General features: G+C 75.0%; 13 protein-coding genes and 1 pseudogene. 9 read left to right on the forward strand and 5 right to left on the reverse strand.

The genetic code is table 11. The features are described 5' to 3' along the window. Positions 1–22: 22 nt before the first annotated feature. The 4 genes and pseudogenes from ACSLIC_RS18065 to ACSLIC_RS18080 form a co-directional block, all read right to left on the reverse strand. Positions 23–1,651, reverse strand: coding sequence for a hypothetical protein (locus ACSLIC_RS18065; RefSeq protein WP_436738739.1), 1,629 nt, complete (start codon positions 1,649–1,651; stop codon positions 23–25). Continuing rightward, positions 1,642–2,823 carry a hypothetical protein gene (locus ACSLIC_RS18070; RefSeq protein WP_436738740.1) on the reverse strand — a complete coding sequence of 394 codons (1,182 nt, stop codon included), beginning with the start codon at positions 2,821–2,823 and terminating at the stop codon, positions 1,642–1,644. Before ACSLIC_RS18070 ends, ACSLIC_RS18065 begins: the two co-directional genes overlap by 10 nt. Positions 2,824–2,947: 124 nt before the next feature. Beyond that, a pseudogene (locus tag ACSLIC_RS18075) lies at positions 2,948–3,583 on the reverse strand (SUKH-4 family immunity protein); the annotation flags it as partial. Positions 3,584–4,254: 671 nt separating this feature from the next. Continuing rightward, on the reverse strand, positions 4,255–7,020 hold the full coding sequence (locus tag ACSLIC_RS18080) for a glycosyl hydrolase family 65 protein (RefSeq protein WP_436738741.1): 2,766 nt from the start codon (positions 7,018–7,020) through the stop codon (positions 4,255–4,257). A 346-nt stretch (positions 7,021–7,366) separates the two neighbouring features. Between ACSLIC_RS18080 and ACSLIC_RS18085 the strand changes: the two genes are divergently transcribed. The 7 genes from ACSLIC_RS18085 to ACSLIC_RS18115 all read left to right on the forward strand — a co-directional run bounded on the left by ACSLIC_RS18085 (position 7,367) and on the right by ACSLIC_RS18115 (position 15,582). Continuing rightward, positions 7,367–8,950 (forward strand): S8 family peptidase, encoded by a 1,584-nt coding sequence (locus ACSLIC_RS18085; protein WP_436738742.1) that lies wholly within the window; start codon positions 7,367–7,369, stop codon positions 8,948–8,950. Between the two features lie 261 nt (positions 8,951–9,211). Continuing rightward, positions 9,212–10,114 carry a DUF4190 domain-containing protein gene (locus ACSLIC_RS18090; protein WP_436738743.1) on the forward strand — a complete coding sequence of 301 codons (903 nt, stop codon included), beginning with the start codon at positions 9,212–9,214 and terminating at the stop codon, positions 10,112–10,114. A gap of 133 nt (positions 10,115–10,247) precedes the next feature. Continuing rightward, complete coding sequence (locus ACSLIC_RS18095; RefSeq protein ID WP_436738744.1) at positions 10,248–11,000, forward strand: GntR family transcriptional regulator; 753 nt, start codon at positions 10,248–10,250, stop codon at positions 10,998–11,000. Positions 11,001–11,304: 304 nt separating this feature from the next. After that, entirely contained in the window at positions 11,305–11,475 is a 171-nt protein-coding gene (locus ACSLIC_RS18100; protein ID WP_436740405.1) for an SPOR domain-containing protein, read from the forward strand. 38 nt (positions 11,476–11,513) lie between these two features. Next, on the forward strand, positions 11,514–11,951 hold the full coding sequence (locus tag ACSLIC_RS18105; protein ID WP_436738745.1) for a (deoxy)nucleoside triphosphate pyrophosphohydrolase: 438 nt from the start codon (positions 11,514–11,516) through the stop codon (positions 11,949–11,951). A 253-nt stretch (positions 11,952–12,204) separates the two neighbouring features. Beyond that, on the forward strand, positions 12,205–12,612 hold the full coding sequence (locus ACSLIC_RS18110; protein ID WP_436740406.1) for an ATP-binding protein: 408 nt from the start codon (positions 12,205–12,207) through the stop codon (positions 12,610–12,612). 339 nt (positions 12,613–12,951) lie between these two features. Further along, positions 12,952–15,582, forward strand: a complete 2,631-nt coding sequence (locus tag ACSLIC_RS18115) for a SpoIIE family protein phosphatase (RefSeq protein WP_436738746.1) — start codon at positions 12,952–12,954, stop codon at positions 15,580–15,582. Positions 15,583–15,585: 3 nt separating this feature from the next. Here ACSLIC_RS18115 and ACSLIC_RS18120 read toward each other — a convergent pair whose 3' ends face one another. Then, a complete protein-coding gene (locus tag ACSLIC_RS18120; RefSeq protein ID WP_436738747.1) occupies positions 15,586–16,005 on the reverse strand; it encodes a hypothetical protein in 420 nt (139 codons plus the stop codon). Positions 16,006–16,355: 350 nt separating this feature from the next. Here ACSLIC_RS18120 and ACSLIC_RS18125 point away from each other — a divergent pair, with 350 nt between their 5' ends. Together ACSLIC_RS18125 and ACSLIC_RS18130 are read left to right on the forward strand one after the other, a co-directional pair. Further along, positions 16,356–18,626: an ABC transporter family substrate-binding protein gene (locus ACSLIC_RS18125; RefSeq protein ID WP_436738748.1), complete on the forward strand. Its 2,271-nt coding sequence runs from the start codon at positions 16,356–16,358 to the stop codon at positions 18,624–18,626. A 261-nt stretch (positions 18,627–18,887) separates the two neighbouring features. Then, positions 18,888–19,640, forward strand: coding sequence for a hypothetical protein (locus tag ACSLIC_RS18130; protein ID WP_436738749.1), 753 nt, complete (start codon positions 18,888–18,890; stop codon positions 19,638–19,640). Positions 19,641–19,777: the final 137 nt, after the last annotated feature.

The following is a 19,777-nucleotide window of genomic DNA, read 5'->3' on the forward strand; positions in this document are numbered from 1 at the left end:
GGCCGTACCTCCGGCCGCCGCGTCACAGCAGGTCCTCGGGAGTCACCGGGTCGGGGGCGGTCGCGGGGCCGGGCAGGGCGCCCGGCGGCTCCGGAGGGCCGCCATGGGTCCACGGCGTCTGATCGGGGTCGGGCAGCTTGGGGCCGTTCCGCTGGTCGTGCGCGAAGAGCGTCCAGCAGCTCCGGTCGCCCTTCTCCGGGACCGACCGCTCCTCCGGCTCCCGGCCCCGGCCCATCCGGTCCAGCACCCGCAGCAGGAGCAGCCGCTCCCCGGGACCCGCACCGTCCCCGGCCTCCTCCGGCGCGAGCACTTCGGCGGTCTGCGGGCGCCCGCCCAGCTCGCGGTGGACCTTGGCGCCGACCGCCACGTGCGGGGCGTCCTCCGTGCGCACCGTGAGCACCGGGCGCGGACTGGGCCGCTTGCTCCCGGTGTACGTCATCTCCACGTCCAGCACCTCGGCGACGAACGCCTCACCGGCCAGCCGCCGCCCGGCCATCACCAGCGGATCGTCCAGTGCCTCCTGCGCGTCGAGCCGGGCCTGCTCCCGCTCGCGGGTGGCGAGCTTCTGGGCGGCGGTCACCGCGTCGTCGCGGCGCGGCTGCGGGGGCTCGCCGGCGGCCAGCCGGTCACGGTGCGCGGTGAAGGACCAGCGGTCACGGGTCCAGCGGTCGGTGACGTGGGCGCCCTCGGGCAGTTCCCGCAGCAGGTCGACGCCGCGCCAGACCGCGTCCCAGGTGGGCTTGGTCCGGCTCTCGACCAGGGCGCGCAGCTCCCGCTCGGACACCGTCATCCCGGCCAGCAGACGGTCGGCGCTCTCGCCGTCCCGCGCCTCGGCCAGGGCGCGGCGGGCCCGGTCGTACCGCTCGACGGCGGGTGCCAGCAGCTTGTTGTCGAAGGCGGGGTCGGTGGCGGGTCCGGCGGGTGGGCAGAGCAGCTGGCCGTCTTCGTCACGGGCCAGTTCGGCCCGGCGCGCGGCCCGGTCGCCGTCGTCGCCCGCCGGCGGGTCGATCCAGGCGAGCAACGCCCCGAGGTGCTGGTCCTCCAGCGCGCTCTGACCCGTCGCCCAGTGCCGGGCCAGCAGGTCCGTCATGGCGACCAGCAGCGAGGAACCGGGCACCCGGGCCCGCTCGCCGAGGTGGGTGAACCAGCGGCCCAGCAGCGGCACCTGCTCCGGCGCCGGGTACGGGCCCTCGGGGTCCTCCTCGGCGGTGCGGCGGAAGCGGTTGGCCCGCCCCAGCAACCGGACCAGCTCGATCCCGGCCCGGCCCGGCACGAGGAGCTGCGGGGCGTCGGCGCACAGCTCGGTCACGACCTTGACGCGCTTGCCCGTCTCCGGGTCCGCCTCGGTGCGCTCGGCGGGCTCCACCCGCGCCGCGTACTCCTCGATGTACGGCAGGACCACCGAGGCGAGGCGGGCGAGGAAGGTGAACCGCAGTTCCCGGTCGGCCGGCTGCGGGACCACCAGCAGGCGGGGCTCCTCCCGGTCGGTGCCGACGAGGGCGCCGAGCGGGGCCCCCGCCTCGCCGGCCGTGGTGAGCGGCACGAGGACCAGCGGGCGGGCGGAGAGGTGGCGGTGGAGCACGGTCGTGGCAGGCTGGGCCCGGCCCGTGCGCACCGCCTCCAGCCGGGCGAGGGTGCTGATCAGCGGCATCCCGGCCTCCGATCCGGCACGCCGGCCAGCGCCTCGGCACGCAGCCGGGCGGCCCGGCGCAGGGCCGCCACCGTCGCATCGGTCCCCGGGTCGGCCCCGCCCCCGTCGGTCTCGGGGGACGCGGCGGCGGCCAGGACCTCTTCCACCGAGGTCAGTCCGCCCAGCTCGCCCCGGACCGAGCGGCCCAGCGCGGTCACGTCGCCCGCGGCGCGGGCCCGCTCGCGGCAGTGGAAGGCCAGTTCGCAGGCGGAGAGGCACTCCGGGGCGTAGGAGGCGGGGACCGACTCGACGGCGTGCAGCAGTGCGCCGGCAGGCCGGTCCGGGTCGAAGCAGACGTCGAGCGGCAGCATGGCGGCCAGTTCCCCGACCTTGGTGAGCCGGGAGAGCTGGCGCCTCGTCACCGCCCGCTGCTTACGCACGTCGACGGCGGCGCCGGTGGGGAGGTTGGAGAAGTCCTTGGGGCAGACCAGCAGCACCTGGTGGCGGACGGCCGGGGCCTCGCCCAGCTGGTCGGAGAGCCGGTCGGCGGCCTCCTCCAGCGCCAGGACGTAGACCGCGGCCTGCCGGGCGGCCGCCCCGACCTTGGCGGCGTCCGCCGAACCGTCCAGCATCGGGAACGACTTGATCTCGACCACCGACCAGCCGCCGTCGGGATGAACCACGACCGCGTCCGGCTCCAGGAAGACGCCCGAACCGGCCACCTCCAGGGCGAGCATGGGGTGGTCCAGCAGCGTCCAGCCGCCCCGGCGCCCGGCCGCCTCGCGCAGTGCCTCCTCGGTCAGCGCGACCCGCTCGGCCTGCCCGGGGGCCGCGAGGCGGGGCACCTCGCCGCCACCGTCCGGCGGAGGTCCGCCGCCGAGGCAGGCGTGGGCGAGCCGCAGCAACTCCGCGCCCCCGTCTGCCTTCACCCGCGCCTCGAAGGCGTGCCCGCGCATGAACGCGAACTGCGACTGGCCGAACCCCGAGGGGACCCCCAGCGCCTCGGCGAGTCTGGGCTTGTCCACCCCCGCGCCGTCGAGCAGGGCGCGGCGGTGGCACCCCGGATTGGCGGCGAGCGCCGCCAGGGCACGGGCGTCGAGCGGCCGGGGCTCCACGGAGACGCCCCGCACCTGGGCCAGCCGCTGCCGGAGTGCGGGGGCCGCGGAGGCGGCGCCGTTCGGGTCTTCGCTCACACGGGAAGTCTGGCATCCCGCACCGACAATCCGGGGGCACGGGCGCCACCCACGCGCTGACCTGCGAGGCCCTCGGCTGCGCGGCCTCCGGCACCAGGACTCCCAGCTCGACCTCCTCGAAGAGCCGCGACCACCAGGACTCCTCGTCGTCGAACGCCTCCGGGTCGCCGCGCCGGGCCCGGGCGACCACGTCCTCGACGTACTCCTCGTAGTCGTCGTCCTTGTTGCTCCTCCCCGAGCCGACGAACTCCTCCCACACCCTCAGAACCCGCTGGAGCCCGGTGACCGAGGAGTTGACCCGCGCGTACCGCTGCTCCCCGGCGCCGTCGTAGCCGCGCACCATCCACACCGCGCCGCCGCCCACCAGCGGCCAGTACGAGTTGACGCCGTCCTCGAACGCGCCGAGGAACGCGGCCCGGCCCCGCGGAGGCTCCCGAACCTCCAGTTCCCGCGCCGGGTCCCGTACGAACACACGGTGGCAATCGGTCGGCAACCCCCGCCGGACCAGCGCGGAGACGGCCTCGCCGCCCGGACGCAGCCCCGCGAGGACCTCCGCGTCGTACGGCGGCCACGACGTGTCCGGCACCCGACGACCTCCACCGCTCGGCCCTTCGCCCCGGCGCGATCCTCCCAGACCGGTGCACGACCGGGCCCAGCCCCCGGTCGGCACGTGCCCGCCGCCGCGGCTCACGTCCGGAACCCGACCGGCCCCGGGCCGTGCCGAGGGCCGCGGGGAGCACCCGCCGGAGCAGACGCGCATCACTGCGGGTGATGCCCTGGCGACGGATTGTCAGTGGCGTGCCGCAGGCTGGCAAGCGCGAGTGAGCGGTGCGAGGGGGGAGTGGCCGGATGGAGCGGTGGGGGCAGGTGCTGTGGTGGTGGCTGAGGATCTCAGCGGGCAGGTCAGCGTGGGGTGTCCGATCCGGGTGGCCGGGCGGGGGCCGTCCCTCGCAGACTCGCCCCTCCGGAGTGAGCGCCGCCGGACGTTTCCGATGGCCGCACAGACTGCTCGGCGGCGGCCTCTCTCTCCCTCCACCGGCGGGTCGACGCCGACGAGGCGGAAGGACGGGGTCGTGCCGGGGTACCCCCGCAGCAGACTGCCGCTCCCGGCGGCCTTGAAGCGGCTGTCCCAGCGGGCGGTTTGTGAGGAGGTGCCCCGGTGCGGCGCCGCCCGACCGTGCGGCGAACGAACCGCGAACCTCCCAGCCCGGCCGGCGTTTGAGGCCGTCAGCGACCGGCACGGGCACGACGGAGCCCAGCCACCAGGACAGCCCGGCCGGCGCCTGAGGCCCCTGGCCGAGGTGGAAGCTCCCCGTTCGACGGAACCGCCTGCGACTCCGCGCCGCCCGCCGACCGGGGGGCGGCTCTGGTACGGCGCGCCCCGGGGCCGTGGGTGACGGGCGGGCCCGGGCGGGCGCGCCGCCCGGGCCCCTACTCCGCCCGCACCCCCAGTTCCCGCAGCGCGGGCAGCTCCCCCTCGGCCTCCTTGCGGAGCGTCAGCCGCACCTGGCGGACCGGTGTCCCGGGTGCGGGTCGCCGCCAGCGTCGGCCGTCGGCCGAGACCTCGACCTGGTACGAGGCGGGCTCGACCGCCCAGTCGGGGGTGACCGAGGCGATCGGGGAGGGCGAGGCCAGTTCGGCGGTGAGGGTCGCCGTGGTGGCGTCGGCGGCGGGGGACCACACGGTGGCCCCGGCTCCGTCGACGGCGGCCTCCGCGTAGAGGCCGGGCTCCTCGGAATCGGCGCGTACGGGAGCGCAGCGCGCCGGGTCGGAGGAGGGGGTCAGGTCGGGGCGGCGGGTCTTGAGGGTCAGCGGCGCGCCGGGAGCGACGGCGGAGCGGCCCTCCGGGGTCTCGACGGTGAAGGGGGCGCCGGTGGTGAGCCGGACCTCGGTGGTCTCGGGGCCGATCGCGACGTCGAAGACGCGCCCGCGCCAGCGCAGCCCGCGGACGGTCACCCCGCCGGACTCGGTGCCGTCGGCGGTGCGGGCCAGCTGCGGCGGCAGGACCGGGTCCAGGTGGAGGCGGTCGGCGGCGCGCAGCCGCATCCCGGTCAGGCCGTGCGTGAAGGTCTGGAGGAAGCCGCCCTTGCCGGTGAGGAAGTCCTCCGCCGGGGTGCCGGAGAGCGGGTCGTCGGCCCCCGCCTTGTCGCCGCGAGCCTCGGCGAAGAGGGCGTACGGGCCGCGTGCGAAGGGGCGGACCGAGCGCTCCAGGTAGGTGTAGGCGGCGCAGCCCGGTTCGTCGGCGGCGGCGGCGATCACCGAGTGGACCGAGTCGGTCATGGCGGGCCCGTCCGGGTCGGTGCGGGCGGCGTAGTAGTCGAGGGTGGCGGCGGCCGCGCCGTCCGGCATGGGCCAGTCCAGGGGGTGGGCGAGGAGGACCGCGTCGGCCTGCTTGATGCGGGAGCCGTCGTAGCCGTCGTACTGGAGGAAGACCTTGCGGTCCGCGTCGTAGGGGATGCGCAGGCGGTCGGCGATGCGGCGCCACTCGGGCGGGGCGGTGGAGCCGGTCTCCTCGGCGGCGCTCGCGGCGTGGCGCAGGGCGGTGGCGGCCACGGCGTTGGTGTAGACGCCGTCGTCCACGCCGTTGCTGTACTCGTCGGGACCGGCGACGCCCTTCACCGAGTAACCGCCGTCGGGGTTGGCCGTGACACGGGAGGCCCAGAACTCCGCGATGCCGCGCAGCAGCGGCTCCCCGTCGCGGCGCAGCCAGGTCCGGTCACCGGTGGCGAGCCAGTACTGCCAGGCGGCGAGCGCGATGTCGCCCTGGAGGTGGTTCTGGGTGACGCAGTGCGGGGGGTTCCAGCTCTGGCACTCGGCCCACAGGTCGCCCGTGGAGGCGCTGGTCCAGGGGAAGAAGAGGCCCTCGAAGCCGAGCTTGCGGGCGTTGTCGCGGGCGGCGGGCGAGGTGCGCACCCGGTGGTCGAGGACCGTCCTGGCCAGGTCGGGATCGGTGGCGAGCAGGGAGGGGAACATCCAGGTCTCGGCGTCCCAGAAGATCATCCCGGCGTAGTTGTCGCTGGTCAGTCCGGTGGGGCCCAGGGAGTCGCGGGCGCCGGGCCGGGTCGAGGAGAGCAGTCCGTAGCGGGCCGAGCGGAGCCAGAGCCGCAGCTCCTCCTGGCGGGCGGTCGGCACCGGTGCCGTGCCCCGGCCGGGCGGGCCGCCGGGCACGGTGTCCAGGTCGGCGCCGGACTCCCACAGCGCGCGCCAGGCGTCCGCGTGCGCGTCGTACAGCGCCCGCCAGCCCCGCCGGGCCCCGGCCCGGGCGGCGGAGACCGCGTCGGCGCGCGGGCTGCGGGAGGTCAGCGAGGTGTCCACGCCGATGTACTTGACGGCCTCGTAGGTGTGCCCGGAGCGGACCGGGAAGGACGCCGACTGGGTCGCGCTCAGCGAGCGGGCCCCTTCCGCGGGGCGGACGGTGCCCTCGGGTGCCCGCAGTACCGAGGCGACGGCGCCCTTCACGCCGGTGCCGTCGGTGCGGAAGGCGACGGCCATGGCGCCGGACGCGTGCGGTTCGGCGCCGCCCCCGGTCTGCTTCACGCGGCGGGCGGCCCGGCCGTCGATCCGGTCGGTGACGGTGGCCGTCCCCGACCAGTGCGGGGTGACCCGCAGCCGGACGGCGGCACCGTGCGGGGCGTTCCGGTCGGCGAGGACCTCGTGGACCAGGTCCGTGCGGCGGCCGTCGGACCCGGTCCAGGTCAGGGCGGTGCGGACCAGGCCGCAGCGCAGGAGGAGGGTCTGGCGGTAGCCGGTGACGCGGGAGGTGGGGCCGTAGGTCTCGCCGCCCGCCGTGACGTCGAGGCCGGTCCAGTTCGGCAGGGCCGCGACGGCCTGTCGGCCGGCGGTGTTCTCCGGGCCCCGGGCGTAGAGGCCGGAGACGAACGCGCCGTCGTAGCGCGGGGTGAAGAGCGGCCAGCCGGTGTCCACCTCGGGTTCGCCGCCCTCGCCCGGTGGCCGGAATCCGGCGCCGGCGGCGGGGACGCGCACGGCGAGGTAGCCGTTGCCGACGTACGCGTGGGGAGTGGCGTCCTCGCGGTCGGTGGCTGCCGGGGTCCAGCCGGGGGAGGGCGCGCACCGGGTCGGGGCGGCGGGCGCGGCGGGCCCGGGACCGGGGGCGGCCGCGGTGTGATGAGCGGGGGTCAGGAGGGCCGCCGCGAGGAGCGGGGCCGTCGTCAGGCGGGTCGCACGGGTGATCCTCACCCAGGAGACGATGCGGTCCCGGCGCGGGCCGCCCCGGCGGGCGCGGCGGCGGTTCCCACGGATGGAGGAGCGGCGCGGAGGCGTCCTGTCAGGGGTGCCGGATTTCGGCCACGGGCATGCGGAGAAAGCGTGACCGTCCCTCAACTGCCGTGTGTGGCAGGAGTGTTAACCCTGTGGTTGCCCTCTTGTGTGATTCCTGTGGATCGGTCAATCTTTCGACGGCGACGCGGGCGGCACTCCGCCCTCGGGGTTGTCATGACCCTGACCCGTTGCTGTGCCGGTGTGCCCCAAAGCACCGCCACGCACCGCCCCCACCAGTGCACCATCGACGAGGAGGACCCCTCAGATGGCAGTGATGCGTCACAACCGCCGAAGAATGGCCGCCATCAGTGCGACGGCCGTGGCCGCTCTCGCCTTCGGCGGCGTCGCCGCGCTCCCCGCGAGCGCCGCGCCCGACCCTTCGGGCGCGAGCCTGATCATCAACGCGGACGCCCCGGACCGCGTCAAGGACAGCTACATCGTCACCCTCGACGCCGACCAGGTCGGCAAGGCGACCTCGGCGAAGAGCAAGGCGCTCGCCAAGGAGTACGGCGCCACCATCGAGCGGACGTACAAGGCCGCGCTCAACGGGTACGCCGTGGAGCTCAGTCGCGCCGAGGCGGAGAAGTTCGCGGCGGACCCGGCCGTCGAGTCGGTCATCCAGAACCGCACCTTCACCATCGACGCGACCCAGACCAGCCCGCCGTCGTGGGGCCTGGACCGCATCGACCAGGCGTCGCTGCCGCTGGACGGCAAGTACACCTACCCGGACAAGGCCGGTGAGGGCGTCACCGCCTACATCATCGACACCGGTGTCCGGATCAGCCACAGCGACTTCGGCGGTCGCGCGGCCAACGGCTACGACGCCGTCGACAACGACAACGTCGCCCAGGACGGCAACGGCCACGGCACCCACGTCGCGGGCACCGTCGCCGGCACCGCCCACGGCGTCGCCAAGAAGGCGAAGATCGTCGGCGTCCGCGTCCTCAACGACGCGGGCTCCGGTACGACCGCGCAGGTCGTCGCCGGCATCGACTGGGTCACCCAGAACGCCGTGAAGCCGGCCGTCGCCAACATGAGCCTCGGCGGCGGCGCCGACGCCGCCCTCGACCAGGCGGTCCGCAACTCCATAGCCTCCGGCGTCACCTACGGCGTCGCCGCGGGCAACGACAACCAGAACGCCGCGAACTACTCCCCGGCCCGCGTCAGCGAGGCCATCACCGTCGGTTCCACCACCAACACCGACGCCCGCTCCTCGTTCTCCAACTGGGGCACCTCCGTCGACATCTTCGCCCCCGGTTCCTCGATCACCTCCTCGTGGAACACCAGCGACTCGGCGACCAACACCATCTCCGGCACCTCGATGGCGACCCCGCACGTGGTCGGCGCCGCAGCCCTCTACGCCGCGGAGAACCCCTCGGCGACCCCGGCCCAGGTCGAGGCCGCGCTGAAGGCCGCCGCCACCAGCGGCGCCGTCACCAGCCCGGGCACCGGCTCGCCCAACCTGCTCCTGCGCGTCGGCTCGGGCGGCACCACCCCGCCCACCGGTCCGCTCTTCGAGAACAAGACCGCCGTGGCCGTCCCCGACAACTCCACCGTGGAGTCGCCGGTGACCGTCAGCGGAGTCTCCGGCGCCGCGCCCTCCACTCTGGGCGTCAACGTCGACATCACCCACACCTACATCGGTGACCTGCGCGTCCAGCTCGTCTCCCCGGCCGGCACCGTCTACACGCTGAAGGCGTTCGGCACCGGCGGCAGCGCGGACGACATCAAGACCACCTACACGGTCGACGCGGCCGGCCAGGCCGCCAACGGCGTCTGGAAGCTCCGCGTCACCGACAACGCCAGCTACGACTCCGGGCGGATCAACTCCTGGGGTCTCCAGTTCTGACCGCTGCCGTACGGCACTGAGTGGGACTGAACGGAACTGACCGGGGGGCAGGGGCACGCGCAGCCCCTCCCCTCGGAACCCGGTCCGGGGCGCCGTATCCACGGTGTCCCGGACCGGTGCCGTATGCGGGGCCGCCGGCTCCGTCGGCGGCCCCGCATACGATGCGCTCCACGACCGCGCGCACGGCGCGGCGTGCGGGCCACGCCCCGCCGCCGGTGGTGGCGCGCGGCCCGCGGGAGGGGACCGAAGGAGCGAGCGAGCGTGGCCACACCGCCGACCCCGGGGACACCGCCGGGCCAGCCCCAGCAGCCAGGACCGGGGGCACCGCCCCCGCCGTACGTGCCACCGCAGGGCGCCCCGGGCCCTTACCAGCAGCCGCACCCGGGCCCGTACGGTGCGTACCCGGGGCAGCCGGGGCCCGGCTACGGATACGACTACGGTTACGGCTATCCGGCCCCGCAGCCGCCGGTCAACGGCCTGGCCGTCGCCTCTCTGGTCACCGGCGTCCTGTTCTTCGTTCCGGCACTCGGCCTGATCCTCGGCGCCCTCGCGCTGCCCAGCGTCAAGCGGCGCCGGGAGCGTGGCAAGGGCCTGGCGGTGGCGGGCATGATCCTCTCCTCCTGCGGGCTGGCCCTGTGGACGCTGATGCTCGCCACCGGCGGCTTCTCCGCCTTCATGGAGGGCTTCCGCGAGGGGATGCGCGAGGGCAGTGGCACCCCCTTCACGTTGCGCGTCGGCGATTGCTTCGACGTCCCCGGCGGGGGACTGGAGGGCGAGACGTACGACGTCGACAAGATCGACTGCGCCCGCCCGCACGACGGCGAGGTCTTCGGCGCCTTCGATCTCCCCGACGGCGACGCGTACCCGGGCGAGGACCGCATCGACGCCATTGCCGACCGGCGCTGCACGGCCCTGGTCGACGGGTACGCGGGCAGGTCCGCCGGCGACCTGCCCGAGGACGTCTTCGTCTACTACTACCTGCCGACCCCCGAGAGCTGGGCCTTCGGCGACCGCGAGGTCAGCTGCCTGTTCGGCAAGGACGGCGGGAAGCTCGCCGGCAGCCTCGCCGACGCCGGACAGGGCGCCGGAGGCACTGGCACGGGCGAGGAGGAGCCGCCCGGGGAGATCTCGCCGGTGGGGCTCTCGCGCCATCTCGCGGGGTGACGGGGGCGGGCGGGCGAGAAGTTCCCGGCGACCTACGAGTTCGTCACTTCCAGTGAATCTCTGGCCCGAGGTTGCGGGCGGCAACCTACGGTTGTCAGGCTGTCGCTGTCTGTCAAGCTGATGGGAGTGGCCAGTGACGTTCGGTGAGCGGCCTGCGTATCTGCGCGTGGCGGACGATCTCCGCAAGAAGATCGTCGACGGTGCCCTTCCGCCGAACACCCGCCTCCCCTCGCAGGCCCGCATCCGGCAGGAGTACGGCGTCTCGGACACGGTCGCGCTAGAGGCGCGCAAGGTCCTGATGGCCGAGGGGCTGGTCGAGGGCCGGTCGGGCTCGGGGACGTACGTGCGTGAGCGCCCCGAGCCGCGCCGGATCGCCCGCACCGGGTACCGCGACCCCGGCGGCTCCACGCCGTTCCGGCAGGAGCAGGCGCTGAGCGGGGTGCGCGGGACCTGGGAGTCCCGCAGTGAGCAGGAGGGCGCCTCGGCCGAGGTCGCCGAGCGGCTCGGCGTCGAGCCGGGCGACCGTGTGATGCGCACGCGGTACGTCTTCCGGGAGGCCGGTGAGGCGATGATGCTCTCCACCTCCTGGGAGCCGCTGGCGCTCACCGGCCGCACCCCTGTGATGCTGCCCGAGGAGGGCCCGCTCGGCGGCTCCGGCGTGGTCGAGCGGATGGCCGCCATCGACATCGTGGTGGACAACGTCGCGGAGGAGGTCGGCTGCCGCCCCGGCCTCGCCGAGGAACTCCTCGCCCTCGGCGGCGTCCCGGGCCACGCCGTCCTCACCATCCGGCGCACGTACTACGCCTCGGGCCGCCCGGTGGAGACCGCCGACGTGGTGGTCCCGGCCGACCGCTACCGGGTGGCCTACCACCTTCCGGTCAAGTGAGCGCGGGGCCCCGGCGGGGTCTCTGGGGGCGCGCGCATGCCGGGGGCGTGCGCCGGGGACTGACCGGTGATCTGCCTCCGCATCGCCAACAAGGGTTTCCTCGCTGCTGATTGAAGACTCAACCCGTTCCCGAGGGGGCGCGTCCATTCGGATGCGCCCCCTTGGGCTTGGCTGGTTGCTCACCTCTTTGTGCCATTCCGTATCCGCTGAGTGAAGGTCGGGCGTAGGCTCCGGCATATGCGGAGTGCGGTTTCCTCGACGAACGGAGCGAGAAGTGAGCCGGGTGCGCGAAGCGAGGCGTGCGATGGGTGAGGGCGGTACCGCGCTCACCTGGCACGTCATACGGCAGGAGACCAACGGCAATCGGTACCGGGTGGCCGCCTGTGCCACGCGTGTCGAGGCCCAGAAGCTCGTCGAGTCGCTCGGCTCGCGCGGCGACGAACAGCACTACTGGGTCGAGCGGCAGCCCGCCTGATCTTCAGGAGGGTCCCGGTGCCGCGTAGGCTCCCGCGCATGACGGAACAGATCGTGGTGGTCGCCGCCGCGCTGCGGGACACGCGCGCCGGCAGCCGGGGTGGACCCGTGACCGAGCGACTCCTCGCGGCCCGCCGCAGCGCCCCGCCGGAACTCGCGGGCCGCTGGGAGCTGCCTGGCGGCAAGACCGAGCCCGGCGAGCGGCCCGAGGCGGCCCTCGTGCGCGAACTCCGCGAGGAACTCGGCGTACGGGCGGAACCGGTGGAGCGCATCCCGGGCACCTGGGACCTGAAACCCGGATACGTCCTCCAGGTGTGGACCGCCCGCCTCGTGGAGGGCGAGCCCGAACCGCTGGAGGACCACGACGAGCTGCGCTGGCTCTCCGCCGAGGAGATCTGGGACGTCGACTGGCTGCCCCAGGACCGGCCCGCCGTGATGGAGACCGCCCGGCGGATGGAGACCCCGGCGCTGGACTGAGCCGGGCCGGGGAGGTCCGCTGGGCCGACGGGGCGACACCGGGGCGCGAATAGCGGGCGCGGCGCTATGAACGAGGAGCATTCGGGCAATAGTCACCGCAATCGCCCGGTGCTCCTCGTCCGGGGAATGCCGGCGTGTCCGTCGTCCCTTCGTCCCGCAGTCGTCCCCGCCCGCGCCCGGCGGCGCCCCGCGGCTCCCGCCGCGACGATCCCCGCCCCGCGCCGGCCGTGGAGACCGCTGCCGGTGTTTGGAAGTGATCGGTGTGATCGACACCCGTGGCGACTGTGCCGCGTGGACCTTCCCCGCCGACCCGGGGGTCGTGCGCACCGCGCGGACCGTGGTCCGGCGGCAGCTCGCCGCCTGGGGGCTCGACGCCCTGGAGGACGTGACCGCGCTGCTGGTCAGTGAGCTGGTGACCAACTCCCTGCGGTACGCGCACGGGCCCATCGGGGTCCGCCTCACCCACTCCGTGGACGGCGCCTCGCCCTTGCTCGTGGAGGTCTCCGACCCCGTTCCCGAAGCACCCCGCGAGCGCCGCGCGGGACCCGACGAGGAGACCGGCCGCGGTCTCCAGCTCGTCGCCTGCACCTCGTGCCGCTGGGGCACCCGGCGCGGGCGGCGGGGCAAGACCGTCTGGTTCGAACTGGCGCTTCCCGGGTGACGCTGCCGGTGTGAAACGGGCGGATGGCGGCACTCGGTGCTCGCATCCGGGCGCGAGTGGTCCGTACGCCCGGTGACCGGTCGGGTCCGGTCACGTGCGTGCGACCTCGTGCACTCTCGTTCATTCTCGGTGGGCCCTTCGAGGTTAGGAGGGCGTTCCCCATGGTTAGGAGTGTCAGTGCGTCGGCCTCGAAGGCCCGGCAGGTCGCCCGCGACCTGAAAGCGTCGAGACCGTGCTGTGATCGTGAACGAGATGTGATGCCGCGCCGCAGTGCTGGATACTGCGGACTGCTGCCCCGGTACCGGGTCCGGGGGCGGTGAGCTGGAGGGGACGGTTCGCGTGAGCGAGATACCAGCGAAGGCCACGGCTCACCAGGAGCCGGCGGGCCGGATCGTGTGGCAGAGCAGCCCGCCCGGGTCGATCTACGACTACATCAAGGTCGCCTCCTTCTCGATCGGCCCCGACGGGCTGGTCGACCAGTGGAGCGAACGCGCCGAGCGCATCTTCGGCATCCGCGCCCAGGACGTCCTCGGCCGCGACCCCGTAGACGCCTTCGTCCCGGGCCGCCTGCGGGAACGCGGGCACCGCAAGATGGCCGAGATCCTCGACGGCAAGGAGTGGACCGGGGTCCTCCCGGTCCGGCTGCCCGCGCCCCGCACCGCTCCCGAGGGCTCCCCGGCCGCGGTGCGCGAGGGGCTGGCAGAGATCTACGTGATGCCCACCCGCACCGAGACGGGCGACCGCGCCGCCGTCTGCATCGTGGTCGACGTCCGCACGCTGCGGGGCATCGAGTCGGGACTGGCCGCCTCGGAGGCGATTTTCGGCCAATCTCCCATCGGGTTCCTCCTCTTCGGCACCGATCTGCGCATCCAGCGGGCCAACCAGCGGTTCGCCTCCGTCTTCGGCGCCCCCGCCGAGGCCCACCGCGGCCGCACCGTCGAGGACTACCTCTCCCCGCGCGAGGCCGACCGGCTCAGCACCGCCCTGCGCCGCGTCCTGGACACCGGCGACCCGGTCAACGACCTCCAGCTCGCCGGGGCGGCCGCCGACTTCGAGTCCGGCGAGCGGCGCCACTGGGCGATCAACCTCTACCGCGTCCACGACGGCGCCGGACGCCCCCTCGGCGTCGCCGCCATCTGCACCGACGTCACCCGCCGCGACGCCGCCGCCCGCGAGGCCGCCCACGCCCGGCGCAACCTCGCCCTGCTCAACGACGCCGCCTCCCGCATCGGCACCAGCCTCGACCTGGACACCACTGCCCGCGAACTCCTCGACGTCACCGTCCCGGCCTTCTGCGACCTCGCCTCCGTCGACCTCTACCAGGCCCTCCTGGAGGGCGACGAGGCACCGCAGAGCCTGTGGGGCCAGTCCATGGCCGACGGCGGCCGGGCCGGCGCCGACCTGCGCCGGGTCGCCTTCTCCAGCGCCGTCGCCGACACTCCCTTCAGCCCCGGCATCGGCGACGAGGCAGGCCGCCCGGGCACCGCCCCGGTCCCCGTCAACTCCGTCCACCACTACGAGCCCGGCTCCCCCTGCGCCACCGCGCTGCGCACCGCCCGAGCCCAGAGCGTCGAAGGCCCCACCGGCCTGGTCCACTCCACCCTCGCCGTGCCGCTGGTCGCCCGGGACACCGTGGTCGGGCTGGTCAAGTTCTCCCGTACGAAGGGCAGCGAGCCGTTCAGCGAGCGCGACCGGGCGCTCGCCACCGAACTGGCCGCGCGCACCGCCGTCTGCATCGACAACGCCCGCCTCTACCGCCGCGAGCACGAACGCGCCCTCATCCTCCAGCGCAGCCTGCTGCCGCCCGGCGCCCCCGAGGCGTCCGGGCTCGACATCGCCTGCCGCTACCTGCCGGGCAACGCCGCCACCGAGGTCGGTGGCGACTGGTTCGACGTCATCGAACTCCCCGGCCACCGCACCGCCCTGGTCATCGGCGACGTGATGGGCCGCGGCCTGCGCGCCGCCGTCGCCATGGGCGAACTGCGCACCGCCGTGCGTACCCTCGCCCTGCTCGACCTCGAACCGGCCGAGGTCCTCTCCCACCTGGACGAGATCGCCCGCGGCCTGGGCGCCCCCGCACGCGGCCCCGGCTCCCAGCAGTCCACCCGCGCCGCCCTCCAGAACCGCGACGCCGACCTCTCCGAGGTCTACCTCGCCACCTGCGTCTACGCGGTCTACGACGCCGTCACCCGGCGCGTCACCTTCGCCAACGCGGGCCACCTGCCTCCCGTCATCGTGGAGCCGGGCGAGCCCGGTGAGCCGGCCCTCCTCCTCGACGTACCGCCCGGGCTGCCGCTCGGCGTCGGCGGCGAGCCCTTCGAGGAGGTCGAGGCCGAGCTCCCCGAAGGGGCGCTGCTCGCCCTCTACACCGACGGCCTCGTCGAATCCCGCGACCAGACCCTGGACGAGGGGCTCGGCGCCTTCCGTGCCGCCCTCACCGGGCCCGCGATGGCCCTGGAGGACGCCTGCGACCACGTCCTGTCCACCCTCGACACCCACCACGGCGAGGACGACATCGCCCTGCTCATGGCGCGCGTCCAGGGCCTGCCCGCCGGGAACGTCGGCGACTGGACGCTGCCCCGCGAACCCAAGTCGGTCGGCCGGGCCCGCGAACTCGCCCGCGCCCAGTTGCAGGGCTGGGGGCTCGACGCCCTCGTCGACACCGTCGAACTCCTCGTCAGCGAACTCGTCACCAACGCCCTGCGCTACGGCGAGGGGGAGATCCGGCTCCGGCTGCTCCTGGACCGGACCCTGGTCTGCGAGGTCTGGGACGCCGGGCTGGTCCAGCCGCGGCGCCGGCGGGCGCGGGACACCGACGAGGGCGGACGCGGGCTCCAGCTCGTCGGGCTGCTCAGCGCCTCCTGGGGCTCGCGGCGCACGCCCCGGGGGAAGACGGTCTGGTTCGAGCTGGCGCTGCCCGACGGGGGAGAGGCGCCCGACCCGACCGAGGCGCTGCTCAGTCTCTTCTGAGCGTCAGCCCTCTCCGAGCGCCGCGAACGCCGGGGCCTGCGCCTGGAGGACGGCGTCGGCCCGCGCGCTGTGCTCGCGCACCGCGGTCGGGTTCTCGCCCTTCGCCCACTGCCTGCGGGCCTCCGCCAGCTCGGTGCGGGCCGTCGTCAGGGCGGCCTCGGCGGCGATCAGCGCCTCCGGCGGGGCCGCGGGGGAGGCGCCCGCCACCTGGGCCGCCCTGACCCGGATCGCGTGCTCCGCCTGGGCCAGGGCCTCCGCCGGGGAGAGCACCGGGGTGCGGGTGTCGCCACCCGCGCCCCATATCTCGGCTCCCGCCGGGGTGGTGCGGGTGCTGACCCGGCGCTCGCGCCTGCGGTACGTGTACACGGCGGCGGTCAGCGCGGCTGCCAGCACCAGGATCGGCAGGATCAGGTCCGCCCGCACCGTGTCACCCTTCGCCGTGCTAGACCGCTCCTTCGGAGAGTAGGGCGACGGGGGGCGCCGTGGCGAGCGGGGTGGGCGGAATCTCCGCTCAACGTGGGGGGTGCCCGTGGACGAACCCGCCCGCCCCGGCGTGGCCTCGGGCGCCGGCCGGGCGCGCGTGAGGACCGGCGGCGCCCGAGGCCGCCGGCCCGGACGGCGAGGAGGCGGGTCCGCACGGGTGGAACCCGGGAGCCCGACCGGCGTGTCGGCGGGACGAGCCGGTGCCGGGGGCGTTCCGTGGCGATAGATGTGATCAGCTCCATATACCGCCAAACGTGATCAAATCCCGGTGACCCCCGGAGGTACGCCCCATGTTCCACGACGGCGCAAGACGGCGTTCGGTCGCGCTCCTGACGACCGGAGTCCTCGCACTCCCGGCCGTCGCGGCGTGCGGCGCGTCCGAGGAAGGAAACGTTCCGGCAGCCAGCCAGGACCTCGCCCCCGCCCCCCGCGACCTGGTCGCCGACGGCTCCACCCTGACCTGGGCGATCGATGCCGTACCGGGCACCTTGAACGCGTACCAGGCGGACGCCGACGCCGGGACGACCCGGGTGGCCGGCGCCGTCCTGCCGGCCCTGTTCACCTTGGACGACCGGGGCCGCCCGCAGGCCAACCCGGACTACCTGGAGTCCGCCGAGGTGGTCGCGCGCGAGCCGCGCCAGGTCGTCGTCTACCGGCTGAACCAGAAGGCGGTGTGGAGCGACGGCCGCGAGATCGGCGCCCCCGACTTCGCCGCCCAGTGGCGTGCCCTGCGCGGCAAGGACCCGGCGTACTGGACGGCCAGGAACGCCGGGTACGACCGGATCGCCAAGGTCGAGCGGGGCAAGGACGACCTGGAGGTCCAGGTCACCTTCGACAAGCCGTACGCGGAGTGGCGCAGCCTCTTCACCCCGCTGTACCCGAAGGAGGTCATGGGCACCCCGGACTCCTTCAACGACAGCGCGCGCGGCACCCTGAAGAACACGGCGGGCCCGTTCAGCCTGAAGAAGGTCGACCGGAAGACCGGCGACATCACCCTGGCCCGCAACCCCCGCTGGTGGGGTGACCAGCCAAAACTCGACCAGCTGGTCTTCCGCGAGGTCGCGCCGGAGGACCGCGGACGGGCGCTCACCGCGGGCCGCGTCGACCTGGCGCAGCTCGGCCCCGGCGAGGCGGAGCGGGTCTCGCTGGCCCGCCGGGACGAGGGCGCCGAGGGCCCGCTCGCGCACGGCCCCGGCGCCGGGCGCACCCCGGCGGACGCGCTGATGTCCTGGGCGGTCGCGCACGGCACCGAGCAGGAGGCGGCCGAGTCGGAGCAGCTGGCCCGCGAGCAGACCCGTGAGGCGGTCGCCGCGTACGCCTCCGAGCAGAAGTCCCTCGCCGCCTACGAGGTCCGCAAGGCGCTGGAGCCCGCCTTCACCCAGCTGGCGCTGAACGGCGCCGACGGCCCCCTCGCCGACGAGCGGGTGCGCCGGGCCGTGGCCCGCGCCCTGGACCGCGAGGAACTGGCCGAGACGGTGCTGAAGCCGCTGGGTCTGCCCGCCCGGCCGGTCGGCAGCCACCTGGCGCTGGACGGGCAGGACGCGTACGAGGACGCCAGCGACGCGCTCGGCGCGCAGGACACCGCCGAGGCCCGCGCCCTGCTCGCCGAGGCGGGCTGGAAGCCGGGGGGGAGCGTGGGCCGGCCGCAGAACGCCGGTGCCTCCGGTGAGCCGGCCGAGGGCGAGGAGGGGGTCCGGGACTCCGGGAACGAGGACCGGCCGGGCGACGACGGCGGCGAGTACATCGTCGGCGAGGACGAGGGCAAGTCCGGCGAGCGCGGCGGCCCGGTGCCGACGGGCGCGGTCGCCGCCGGACAGGGCGCGGCCCTGTGGCGCCAGGCCGACCTGATGGCGCGGCAGGACGGCGACGGCAAGGCCGAGCAGGGGGCGCACGCCCAGCAGGGGGGCCCGCCCGGGGCGTACGCGCCCAAGGGCACGGCGGCGCCGGAGGAGCAGCGGAGCCCGGGGGCCGAGGGCGCGGCGGGACCGCTGGCCAAGGACGGCCAGCAGTTGACGCTGCGGTTCGTGGTGCCCTCGGGGGCCGGGTCCGAGCAGCTGCGGGCGGTCGCCGACAAGATCGCGGAGCAGCTGGAGAGGATCGGGGTGACCACGGCGATGAAGAAGGTCCCGAGTGCGGGCTACTTCACCGACCACGTCGCCTCCGGCCAGTACGACATGGCGCTCTACTCCTGGCCGGGGACGGCCTACCCGGCGACCGACGGCCGCCCCATCCACGCCAAGCCGGTCCCGGCGGCCGACGGGTCGCTCAACGTCGCGCAGAACTACACCCGGGTCGGCACCGACCGCATCGACCAGCTCTTCGACCAGGCCGTCGGCGAGCTGGACGACGGCGCCCGGAAGAAGCTGATCAAGGAGGCGGACGCCCGCATCTGGGCCGTCGCCGGGGCGATCCCGCTCTACCAGCGCCCGGAGCTGGTGGCGGCCCGGCCGAACGTGGCCAACGCCGGCGCCTTCGGCTTCGCGACCCCGCGCTACCAGGACATCGGGTTCCTGAAGAAGGGCGCCAAGCCCGGGAAGCAGAACCGCGAGGCCGGGTCCTGACCCGACCCGCACCTCAGAACTGGCTCAACTCCCTTGCCCGCCGGCCCGCCCGGCGGGCAAGGTCGTCCCGGTCCCTTCGACCCGTCGAGCTCTACGCATTCCCCCCACCCCACCCGCCGGCCCGGATTCCCCAAGATCCGGGCCGGCGGTGCCGCGCCCAGGAGCGCGCCACCGCCCCACCGCGCCATCGCAGGACCGTGTACCGGCACCGGCGCCGGGCCGCGCGAACGTTCCGCACCCGCACGCCACACGGGGGTACAGATGACTGAACAGGACCGCCCCACCGTCCCGCCCGGTCCCGTCGCCCCGCGCGGCACGCGCCGGGCCGTCCTCGCGGCCGTGGCCGCCTGCCTCGTGGTGGGCGCCGCCTCCTTCGCCGTCGGCCGCTCCACCGCGCCGGAAGCCGGGGCCACCGGGGCCGGGCCCGCGCCGGTGAAGTCCGCGGCGCCCTGCCGGGGCGGCACGTACACCTGGTTCGGGGTGCACGAGGAGCCGCTGCTGACCGGGGTGAGCCGGGCGTCGTCGCGGAAGGGCGAGACGCCTCCGCTGGTGGCCGTGGCCCGGCCGAAGCGGGCCGTCCACGCGCCGCGCGGCGCCGGCGTCGACCCCCGCGAGACGCTCTACTCGCTCGCCCTGCACATCGGGGAGGCGGGGCCGGACGACGCGGACGACGGAAAGAACAGCCTGGCCTTCGCCGACCCCGCGGACGCGTACGAGCTGGACGGCGGGGGCATCGAGTTCGACGATGACGACGGCACGGGCACCGTCGAATGGGCCCAGGTCGCGAGCGTGAGGGCGCAGTTCCGGCTGGAGTGCGGGGACGGCCGGGACGTCTACGGGCGGGCCGAGAGCTGGACCGTGGACGGCGCGGGGGTGCTGGCCTGCCAGGAGCCGCTGACCGACGGCGCGTCCGCCACGGCCCGCGAGGCCGCCCTGCTCTCCTGCGCGGGCGACGACCCCGCCAACACCGGACGGAAACCGAAGCCGGAGGCGGGCGGCCCGGAGGGTTCCTGACCCTGCCGACGGCGCCTTCCGCGACCCGGTCGCGGTGGTGCCGCCGGCCCCCGGATGCCCTGTGTTCGGCGGGGGTTGTCCGCGCCCCGTACCATGGGAAGAAGCCGTGGCGGCTCCGCCCGGCTTGGCGTACGAAG

This window comes from Streptomyces sp. BBFR102 (genome assembly GCF_051397025.1).
In the GTDB taxonomy this organism is placed as follows: Bacteria; Actinomycetota; Actinomycetes; order Streptomycetales; family Streptomycetaceae; genus Streptomyces.